We start from the raw sequence: 9,696 nt of genomic DNA, 5'->3' as shown, positions 1-9,696 counted from the left end.
CGACGCGCTGGCCCGCGCGGCCTGGACGTCGTCGGTCACCTGCGAGCGCGCCGGCGCCCAGCCGCCCACCCGCGCCGAGCTCGCCGACGCGCTCGCCTGACACCGCGCACGCCTGAGATCCTGCCGAGCTGCCGCTTCCGGGGCACCGGGGGCCCCGCGGTGCCCCGGACGTGGCGACTCGGCAGCAGGTCAGCCGGCGGGCACCGCCACGACGAGCACCGCCACGTCGTCGCGCGCGTCCGCCGCACCGGCACCACCTGCCGCACCGTGCGGCTCGCCCCAGGTGCGCACCGCCTCGACGAGCGAGCGGACGACGCGGTCGGCGGAGCGCCCGGCGAGCGAGCCGAGGAGGCGCACCAGCTGGTCGTCGCCGAAGGGCTCGAGGCCGCGGCGGGTCTCGGTGACGCCGTCGGTGAACAGCACGAGCGCGTCCCCGGCGCGCAGCCGCACCAGCTCGTCGTGCAGCCGGGGCGGGTCGACGACGCCGAGCAGGCTGCCGGGCCGCCCCACCTCGGTGACCGAGCCGGACGCCGACACGACGAACGGCCGCGGGTGCCCGCCGAGCGAGAGCACGACCTCGGCCCCGCCGGGCACCGGTTCGAGCGTCGCGAGCGCCATCGTGCAGAAGCGCGGGTCGGCGTCGGGGTCGCCCACGGCCTCCTCGGCGGCGACGGCGGCGGCCACCGCGGCCAGCACCCGCGACGGCACCCACCCGAGCCCGCTCAGGGCGACGGCGGTGTGCCGGGCGAGCGCGGTGAGCGTCGCGGCACCGGCGCCCTTGCCGACGACGTCGCCGATCATGCAGGCCCACCGCCCGTCGCCGACCGCGCGCAGGTCGAGGAAGTCCCCGCCGACGTTCGTCTCGGCCTCGGCGGGATCGAGGGCGGCGGCGACGTCGAGTCCCGGCACGTGGGGCAGCCGGGCCGGCACCAGGCCGCGCTGCAGGGTGTCGATGGTGGTCTGCCGCTCGGCGACGAGCTCGCGCAGCCGGCGCTCGACGCTGCGCTGGGCCGACACGTCGCGCACGACCACCAGCCGGCCGGAGGGCTCCGACGCGTCGTCCGGCAGCGGGCTGATGGTGACCTCGACGTCGCGGCGGACGCCGTCCGCCGCGGGCAGCACCTCCGACCCGGTGGCCGACTCCCCCGCCGCGGTCGACCGCAGCAGCGGGTGCAGGGCCGGCAGCACCTCGCCCGCGACCGCGCCGACCAGCGCGCCGCGCGCCCGGCCGGCGAGGCGACCGGCTGCGGGGTTGGCGTCGACCACGCGGCCGAGCAGGTCGAGCACGAGCACGCCGTCGGGGATGCGGTCGAACACCTGCCGGCGCCCGACCGGCACGAGGTCGACCAGACGGAACCGGAAGAAGCCCCACACCAGCACGATGCCGGCGATGCTGAAGCCCATCGGGGTCGGGTCGACGTCGCCGGTGAACAGCAGCTCGGCGTTGTAGAGCGCGTTCAGCAGCAGCGGCAGGGCCATCGAGCCGATGAGCAGGGTGGCGCGCCACGGGTGCGGGCGGGCCACGCGCGCCACGCCGAGCACGATGACGATCGTGGCTGCGACCACGAGCAGGTAGGTCCACACGGCGACCGGCCAGAACAGCGGCCCCGGCAGCGGGTAGGCGTAGACACCGGACGGTGCGTCGTCCGGCACGTGGCGCACCAGGTCGTGGGTGGCCGGCACGGAGAGCAGGGCCAGCACGACCACCGGCTCGACGGCCAGCGCGGCCAGCCAGCGGCGGCGCAGGTGCGGACGGCGACCGGTGTACTGCAGCGCGAACACCAGCAGGGCCGGTCCGAGCAGCACGATGCCGAGGTACTTCGCGTCACCCCAGCGCTCCTGCACCTGCGGGTCGGCGGCGCCGACCTCGGCGGCGGCGAAGAGCGTCCAGGCCGAACCCGCGAGCAGCAGGAGCACCAGCGCGCGGGCGCCGACGGCACGCCGGTGCCGCCACACGGAGGCCGTGATGGCGAGGTACAGCACCGCGCCCAGGCAGAGGGCGACGAGCGCGCCGGTCGTGCGCATCGACCACCCCCAGCGAGACGCTGCACACGGTAACGGCGAGGTGGCGCCGTGGCACGGTGTGCGTGCAAGGACTCACCCGTTCGGGTGACCTCAGGCGCGGTAGGCGGCCGAGCTGCTGAAGCTGCGCGGGTCGGTGTCGCGCAGGAAGGTCGACACGACGTCGAGGAACTCCTGCGGCTGCTCGACGTGCGGCATGTGGCTGGCACCGGCCACCACGTGCGAGCGCACCTGCGGGATCAGCGCGGTGAACGGCTCCCAGACCTCCGGCTGCGCCTCGTCGTGCTCGCCGGCCAGCACCAGCGTCGGCACCGGGACGCGGTGCAGCCGGTCGATGAGCGACCAGCCCACCAGCGAGCCGATGACGTGGAACTCGCTGGGCCCGTTCATCGCCATGTAGACCGTCGGGTCGGACTCGATGGCCGCGAAGGTCGCCGCGACCTCGGGCGGGTTCGGCAGCACACGGCACACGTGCCGGTCGTAGAAGACCTTCATGGCCTCCTGGTACTCCGGCGAGTCGGTGGTGCCGGCGTCCTCGTGCCGCTGCAGCGCCGCCTGGACGTCGGGGTCGAGACCCTCGCGCAGCCGCCCGCAGGCCTGCAGCCACAGCTCGATGGACGCCGGGCTGTCGGCCACGGTGAGCGACAGCAGGCCGCTCTCGGGGTCGTCGAGCACGTACTCGGGGCCGAGCATGCCGCCCCACGACTGACCGAGCAGGTGGAACCCGCGCTCGTGCAGCCCGAGGTGGCGCACCAGGGCGGCCAGCTCGTCGACGAACAGCTGCACGGTCCAGAGCGCGGGGTCGAGGTCGGGCAGGTGGGTGCTGCGGCCGTTGCCGACCTGGTCGTAGAAGACCACCGCGCGGCCGTCGCCGGCGAGGTCGGCCATCGCCAGCAGGTAGTCGTGGGTCGCGCCGGGCCCGCCGTGCACCACGAGCAGCGGCGGCAGGCCGGCGTCGAGGTCGCCGACCACCTGGTACCAGGTCTCGACGGTCGTGCCGAGCGCCTCGCGCCGCATCGTGCCCTCGCGGCGGGGCAGCTGCGCGGCGTCGCCCACGTGCGCCATCAGCGCGCACCCAGCACGAGGTCGGCGCGGCTCTGCGTGCTGTTGCTCAGCAGCGCGTTCGTCTCGTCGCTGCCCATCGTGCGCTCCCATGCTGCGTCTGGTGTCCGGCCGTGCCTGCGGTGCCGCTCGGCGAGGCGCTCGTGCCGCACGTCCTCGTCGGGGGCGATGAACCAGCACTCGTCGAGCAGCGGCCGCACGCGCTCCCAGCCGCCGTCGTCGACCAGCAGGTAGTTCCCCTCGGTGACGACCAGGTCGGTCTCGGGGAGCACCGGCACGGCGCTGCCGACCGGCTCCTCGAGGTCTCGGCGGAACTCGGGCGCGTACACCGGGTGGTCGGCCCGGGCCCGCAGCCGCGCGAGGAGGGTGACGTAGCCGTCGACGTCGAAGGTGTCGGCCGCACCCTTGCGCGCGGTGCGACCGAGCCGCTCGAGCTCGCGCTGGGCGAGGTGGAAGCCGTCCATGCCGACCGGGGCCACCCGCACGCCGTCCGCCAGCAGCCGCGACACCAGCGCCTCGGTGAGCGTCGACTTGCCCGACCCGGGCGCACCGGTGATGCCGAGCACCGACCGCTGCACGCCGGTGGCCGCAGCCGCCAGCTTCGTGGCGCGCTCGACCAGCGCGTCGAGGTCGTCGAGGTCGTCCAGAGGGGCCATGTCGCCATCCAAACACCGAAGGCGCCACCATGTCCGCATGGCTTCCGGTGAAGAGTTCAGGGTCGAGCACGACACGATGGGCGAGGTCCGGGTCCCCGCGGCGGCGCTGTACCGCGCGCAGACCCAGCGGGCGGTCGAGAACTTCCCGATCTCGGGGCTGCCGGTCGACCCGGCGGTGGTGCACGCGCTGGCGCGCATCAAGGCGTCCGCGGCGCGGGTGAACGCCTCGCTGGGGGTGCTCGACCCGGCGATCGCGCAGGCGGTGGCGGACGCCGCCGAGCAGGTCGCCGAGGGCGGGCACGACGGCGAGTTCCCGATCGACGTGTTCCAGACCGGGTCGGGCACCTCGACGAACATGAACGTCAACGAGGTCGTGGCGACGCTCGCCAGCCGGGCGAGCGGCGAGGCCGTGCACCCGAACGACCACGTGAACGCCTCGCAGTCGAGCAACGACACCTTCCCCACCGCGCTGCACCTGGCCGCCACCGCCGCCGTCGTGCACGACCTGGTGCCCGGGCTCGAGCACCTCGCGCAGTCGTTGCAGCGCAAGGCATCCGAGCTGCAGGACGTCGTGAAGCCCGGTCGCACGCACCTGATGGACGCCGTGCCGGTGACCCTCGGCCAGGAGCTCGGCGGCTACGCGGCGCAGGTGTCGCGCGGCGTCGAGCGGCTGCAGGCCTCGCTGCCGCGGGTGGCCGAGCTGCCGCTGGGCGGCACGGCGGTCGGCACCGGCATCAACACCCCGCCCGGGTTCTCGGCCGCGGTCATCGACGACCTCGCCCGCACCACCGGCCTGCCGGTGACCGAGGCCCGCGACCACTTCGAGGCGCAGGGCGCGCGCGACGGGCTGGTCGAGCTGAGCGGTCAGCTGCGCACCGTCGCGGTGAGCCTGGTGAAGATCTGCAACGACCTGCGCTGGATGTCGTCGGGCCCGCGCACCGGCCTCGGCGAGATCAACCTGCCCGACCTGCAGCCCGGGTCGAGCATCATGCCGGGCAAGGTGAACCCGGTGGTGCCGGAGGCCACGCTCATGGTGTGCGCCCAGGTGATCGGGCACGACGCGACCGTCGCGTTCGCCGGCGCCTCCGGCTCGCTCGAGCTGAACGTCATGATGCCGGTCATGGGCAAGGCGGTGCTCGAGTCGGCCCGCTGGCTCGCCGCCGCCTCGCGCTTGCTGGCCGACAAGTGCGTCGACGGCATCACCGCGAACGTCGAGCACTGCGCCGACCTGGCCGGCTCCTCGCCGTCCGTCGTGACGCCGCTCAACCGGTACATCGGCTACGAGGCCGCGGCCAAGGTGGCCAAGCACGCGGTCAAGGAGCGGCTCACCGTGCGCCAGGCGGTGCTCGACCTCGGCTTCGTCGAGCGCGGCGAGCTCACCGAGACCCAGCTCGACGACGCCCTCGACGTCCTCGCGATGACCCGCCCCTCCTGACCCGCACCGCCGAGATGCGAGTAGCGGTTCACCTGGACGCCGTCCGGTGAACCGCTACTCGCATCTCGGCAGGGGTCAGCGGGGTGCTCAGTACCAGCCGTGGGAGCGGCTGTGGCTCCAGGCGGCGCAGGGGGTGCCGTAGCGGTCGCCGATGTAGCCCAGGCCCCACTCGATCTGGGTGGCGGCGTTCGTGCGCCAGTCGGAGCCGGCGCTGGCCATCTTGCGGCCGGGCAGCGCCTGCGGGATGCCGTAGGCGCCGGACGACGGGTTGGCGGCCGACGAGCTCCAGCCGCTCTCCTTCTGCCACAACGAGTTCAGGCACGAGTACTGCCCGGACCAGCCGCGGGCGGCCAGCATGCGGCGGGCGATGGAGCGCGCGCTGCCACCGCCGATCGCGGTGCGCTCGGTCGACCGGCTGGCGCGCTCACGGCGGGCCTGCGCCGCCGCACGGGCCTCGCGGGCGGCCTTCACCTTCGCCGCGCGCGCCGCGGCGGCCTTCTCCCGCTTGATCCTGGCGGCCTTCAGCTTCGCGGCCTTGCGCTTCGCGGCAGCCTTCACGGCCGCGCGGTGCACCGCGGCCTCGTGCGCCAGCCGGTGCTGCGCGGCGACGGGGCGCGGGTCCTGGAACACCTCGCGGGGCGCCGAGACGGGTGCCGTGCGGGTGCCGGTGGCGGCCGCCGCGCCCTGCTGGTCGTCGACGCCGAACGCCACGGTGGCGGCGACTGCTGCGGTGACGGCGAGCGTGGTGCTGCCGGTGACGAGCGGACGGCGGAGCACGCGACGGAACGGGTGACGGCTGGGGCGGTGGGGCGCTGACGACAAACCGTGGCCTCTCGGGCGGTGGGGTGGGACGTCCTCCACCGTCCGTGCCGGTTGCCCGTGCACCAAATCGCGCACACAACACCTTCACGACACGGTGGACGGAGCGTCGGTAACGCTGACGCTCCGTCCACTTTCGTGACCCGACTCACAGGGTCGGTCGGCCGTTCGGCCGACGCGTCACACGTCGAGACCCTCCAGCAGGTCGGTGACGAGCGCCGCCACGGGCGAGCGCTCCGACCGGGTGAGCGTCACGTGCGCGAAGAGCGGGTGCCCCTTGAGCGCCTCGATCACCGCGGCGACGCCGTCGTGCCGCCCGACCCGCAGGTTGTCGCGCTGCGCGACGTCGTGCGTCAGCACCACCTTGCTGTTCTGCCCGATGCGCGAGAGCACCGTCAGCAGCACGTTGCGCTCGAGCGACTGCGCCTCGTCGACGACCACGAACGCGTCGTGCAGCGAGCGCCCGCGGATGTGGGTGAGCGGCAGCACCTCGAGCATGCCGCGGTCCATGACCTCCTCGACCACCTCGCTGCTCACCAGCGCGCCGAGGGTGTCGAAGACGGCCTGGGCCCAGGGCCCCATCTTCTCCGACTCGCTGCCCGGCAGGTAGCCGAGGTCCTGCCCGCCGACGGCGTACAGCGGGCGGAACACGATGACCTTGCGGTGCTGGCGGCGCTCCATGACGGCCTCGAGCCCGGCGCACAGGGCGAGCGCGCTCTTGCCGGTGCCCGCGCGGCCGCCCATCGACACGATGCCGATGTCGGGGTCGAGCAGCAGGTCGAGGGCGATGCGCTGCTCGGCGCTGCGCCCGTGCAGCCCGAACGCGTCGCGGTCGCCGCGCACCAGCCGCAGCGCCTTGTCGGCCCCGACCCGCGCCAGCCCGTGCCCGCGCTCGCTGACCAGCACGACGCCGGTGTGGCAGGGCAGGTCCTGCGTCTGCTCCAGCTCGACCCGGCCGTGCTCGTAGAGCGCGCCGACGACGTCCGAGCCCACCTCGACCTCGGTCATGCCCGTCCAGCCGGAGTCGACGGCCAGCTCGGCGCGGTACTCCTCGGCGGTCAGGCCGCACGCCGACGCCTTGACCCGCATCGGCAGGTCCTTGCTGACGACGGTGACGTCGAGCCCCTCGGCGGCCAGGTTGCAGGCCACGGCGAGGATGCGGGAGTCGTTGTCGCCCAGCCGGAAGCCGGCCGGCAGCGCCGCGGGGTCGGTGTGGTTCAGCTCGACCCGCAGCGTGCCGCCGTCGTCGAGCGCGAGCGGCGCGTCGAGCCGGCCGTGGCGCACCCGCAGGTCGTCGAGCAGCCGCAGCGCCTGGCGGGCGAAGTAGCCGAGCTCGGGGTGGTGCCGCTTGCCCTCCAGCTCGGTCACCACCACCACCGGCAGCACGACCTCGTGCTCGGCGAAGCGCAGCATCGCGCGCGGGTCGGACAGCAGGACGGAGGTGTCCAGGACGAAGGTGCGGGTGGGTGCCACGACCGACTCCTCTCCGACCGGGCGGTCACCCGGACGGACTCGCTGGTCAGGTGCCGGGACCGGGCCCACGAGGGGCCGGGAACCGGCCCCCTCCGCGACGTGGTCGCAGCACCGTGGGCCTCCCGGACGGGCCCGCGGGTGCGGTCCCGTCGTCTCGGACGCTACGCCGGGCGACCCGGCGTCCGGCGCGACACGCCGCGCGTGACGCGACGTTCACCCGGGTGCCACCGGGCGGTCGCGGCGCGTGACGTCAGGTGCCGAAGCGGCGCTCGCGGGCGGCGTAGCTGCGCAGCGCCCGGAGGAAGTCGACCTTGCGGAACGCCGGCCAGTAGGCCTCGCAGAAGTAGAACTCGCTGTGCGCGCTCTGCCAGAGCAGGAACCCGCCGAGGCGCTGCTCGCCGGAGGTGCGGATCACCAGGTCGGGGTCGGGCTGGCCGCGGGTGTAGAGGTGCTCGCTGATGTGGTCGACGTCGAGGATCTCGGCGAGCTCCTCGATCGAGGTGCCGCGCGCGGCGTGCTCCTTCATGAGCGAGCGGACGGCGTCGGCGATCTCGCGCCGGCCGCCGTAGCCGATCGCGGCGTTGACCGTGCGGCCCTGCACGCCGCTGGTGCGCTCGTCGAGCTCCTTGAGCAGGCGGGACGTCGAGTCGGGCAGCAGGTCGAGGGCGCCGACCGGGTGCACGTGCCAGCGCCCGGTGGCCGCGACCCGGCTCACGAGGTCCTCGATGATGGGCATGAGCGAGGTGAGCTCGGCGTCCGGCCGGGAGAGGTTGTCGGTGGAGAGCAGCCACAGCGTGACGACCTCGACGCCGACCTCGTCGCACCACTCGAGCAGCCGCGCCATGTTGTCGGCGCCGGCCGCGTGGCCGACCTCGGTGCCGGCACCGGCCGCCCGGGCCCAGCGCCGGTTGCCGTCGACGATGACGCCGACGTGGCGCGGCAGGGTGGCCGGGTCGAGGGTCTTGGCCAGCCGGCGTTCGTACAGCCCGTACGCGACGGAGCGCAGACCCACCGTGCCCCTCCCGACGCTGGCGACCGTGCCCGTGCAGTGCGCCTGCCACGGTACTCCGGCACCCGGTCCGACGGGTGCGAGCGAGCCGGAGCGGTCACACTGTCACCGGACCTCCACAGTCCAGGTCAGAGTTCGCTACCCCGAAGTAACTTACGATGTCGTAGGTTGAGGTGCATGAGCATGAGCGCCCGACAGCCGTCCGCCGAGCCCGGTGCGGGTGGCGCCCTGTCCGACGCCGCCCACCAGGCCGTCGCCGCGGTGAAGCCGAAGCTGCGCGGCTGGCTGCACGCCGGCACCGCGCCGCTCGCCGTCGCCGCCGGCATCGTGCTGATCTGCCTGGCGCCGACCACGCTCTCGCGGCTGTGCGCGGCGATCTTCACGGTCACGGCCGGCCTGCTGTTCGGCACCAGCGCCGTCTACCACCGCGGCACGTGGTCGCCGCGCGCGCAGGTGCTGCTCAAGCGCATGGACCACTCGAACATCTTCCTGATCATCGCCGGCACCTACACCCCGCTCGCGGCCCTGCTGCTGCCCGCCGACCGCGCCCGCAACCTGCTGCTCGTGGTGTGGCTCGGCGCGCTGGCCGGGGTGCTGTTCCGGGTGTTCTGGGTCGGGGCGCCGCGGCTGCTCTACGTCGCCTGCTACATCGCGCTCGGCTGGGCCGCCGTGTTCTACCTGCCGGCGTTCGGCCGCAGCGGCGGCACGGCGCTGCTGGTGCTGATCATGGTCGGCGGCGCGCTCTACACCGGCGGCGCGGTCTGCTACGCCCTGAAGCGCCCCAACCCGAGCCCGCGATGGTTCGGCTTCCACGAGGTGTTCCACGCGTGCACGGTCGCGGCGTTCGTCGCGCACTACGTCGCGGTGTCGATCGCCGTGTACTCACACAGCGCCTGACTCGGCGCGCAGCGCCTCCGTCAGCGCGGCCGGGTCGCTGACCGGCAGCTCGCAGACGCCGCCGCGGCACGGGTACGCCGTGGGTCGGCCGTCCCGAGCACCCCGATCGGCCAGCAGCGGCACGACGGGTTCGGCGTCCGGCTCGCCGATCCCCAGCACCAGGCCGGGCGCGGTCGACCGCAGCGCCGTCCGCACCAGCGCGTCGCGCTCCGCGCCGGGCGCCCCCACGACGGCGACCTCGCGCGGGCCGTCGAGCAGCGCCTCGGCCGCGGCGAGCCCCCAGCCGGCGAACCGCGGCGCACCGCCGGCGACCCGGCGGGCGG

Annotated in this window: 8 protein-coding genes and 1 pseudogene; 2 read left to right on the top strand and 7 right to left on the bottom strand. The window is 74.5% G+C overall.

Annotated elements, in window-relative coordinates; genetic code table 11:
• Positions 1–189: 189 nt before the first annotated feature.
• From ACYVI6_RS16775 to ACYVI6_RS16765, 3 genes are all read right to left on the bottom strand, one after another.
• The gene (locus ACYVI6_RS16775) at positions 190–2,025 is read right to left on the bottom strand and encodes a histidine kinase N-terminal 7TM domain-containing protein (protein WP_460447455.1); all 1,836 of its coding nucleotides are present in this window, start codon (positions 2,023–2,025) and stop codon (positions 190–192) included.
• 90 nt (positions 2,026–2,115) lie between these two features.
• Positions 2,116–3,039 carry a proline iminopeptidase-family hydrolase gene (locus ACYVI6_RS16770; RefSeq protein WP_460447457.1) on the bottom strand — a complete coding sequence of 308 codons (924 nt, stop codon included), beginning with the start codon at positions 3,037–3,039 and terminating at the stop codon, positions 2,116–2,118.
• A gap of 47 nt (positions 3,040–3,086) precedes the next feature.
• The gene (locus ACYVI6_RS16765; RefSeq protein ID WP_460447454.1) at positions 3,087–3,740 is read right to left on the bottom strand and encodes a nucleoside/nucleotide kinase family protein; all 654 of its coding nucleotides are present in this window, start codon (positions 3,738–3,740) and stop codon (positions 3,087–3,089) included.
• A gap of 37 nt (positions 3,741–3,777) precedes the next feature.
• Between ACYVI6_RS16765 and ACYVI6_RS16760 the strand changes: the two genes are divergently transcribed.
• Entirely contained in the window at positions 3,778–5,175 is a 1,398-nt protein-coding gene (locus tag ACYVI6_RS16760; protein WP_460447453.1) for a class II fumarate hydratase, read from the top strand.
• An 87-nt stretch (positions 5,176–5,262) separates the two neighbouring features.
• Here ACYVI6_RS16760 and ACYVI6_RS16755 read toward each other — a convergent pair whose 3' ends face one another.
• The 3 genes from ACYVI6_RS16755 to ACYVI6_RS16745 all read right to left on the bottom strand — a co-directional run bounded on the left by ACYVI6_RS16755 (position 5,263) and on the right by ACYVI6_RS16745 (position 8,479).
• Positions 5,263–5,952 carry an aggregation-promoting factor C-terminal-like domain-containing protein gene (locus tag ACYVI6_RS16755; protein WP_460447452.1) on the bottom strand — a complete coding sequence of 230 codons (690 nt, stop codon included), beginning with the start codon at positions 5,950–5,952 and terminating at the stop codon, positions 5,263–5,265.
• Between the two features lie 222 nt (positions 5,953–6,174).
• Positions 6,175–7,407 (bottom strand): PhoH family protein, encoded by a 1,233-nt coding sequence (locus tag ACYVI6_RS16750; protein ID WP_460447456.1) that lies wholly within the window; start codon positions 7,405–7,407, stop codon positions 6,175–6,177.
• A gap of 310 nt (positions 7,408–7,717) precedes the next feature.
• Positions 7,718–8,479, bottom strand: coding sequence for an isoprenyl transferase (locus ACYVI6_RS16745; protein WP_460447451.1), 762 nt, complete (start codon positions 8,477–8,479; stop codon positions 7,718–7,720).
• Positions 8,480–8,659: 180 nt separating this feature from the next.
• On the opposite strand from ACYVI6_RS16745, the gene trhA reads away from it, so the two are divergent.
• Positions 8,660–9,373, top strand: a complete 714-nt coding sequence (trhA, locus tag ACYVI6_RS16740; RefSeq protein WP_460447450.1) for a PAQR family membrane homeostasis protein TrhA — start codon at positions 8,660–8,662, stop codon at positions 9,371–9,373.
• On the opposite strand, the pseudogene ACYVI6_RS16735 reads toward trhA, so the two are convergent.
• Positions 9,359–9,696: pseudogene (locus tag ACYVI6_RS16735) on the bottom strand (hypothetical protein); the annotation flags it as partial. The gene trhA and the pseudogene ACYVI6_RS16735 overlap by 15 nt on opposite strands.

This window comes from Angustibacter aerolatus, from assembly GCF_054776675.1.
The sequence above is the reverse complement of the archived record's forward strand: the minus strand, read 5'-3'. Positions and strand labels throughout refer to the sequence as shown.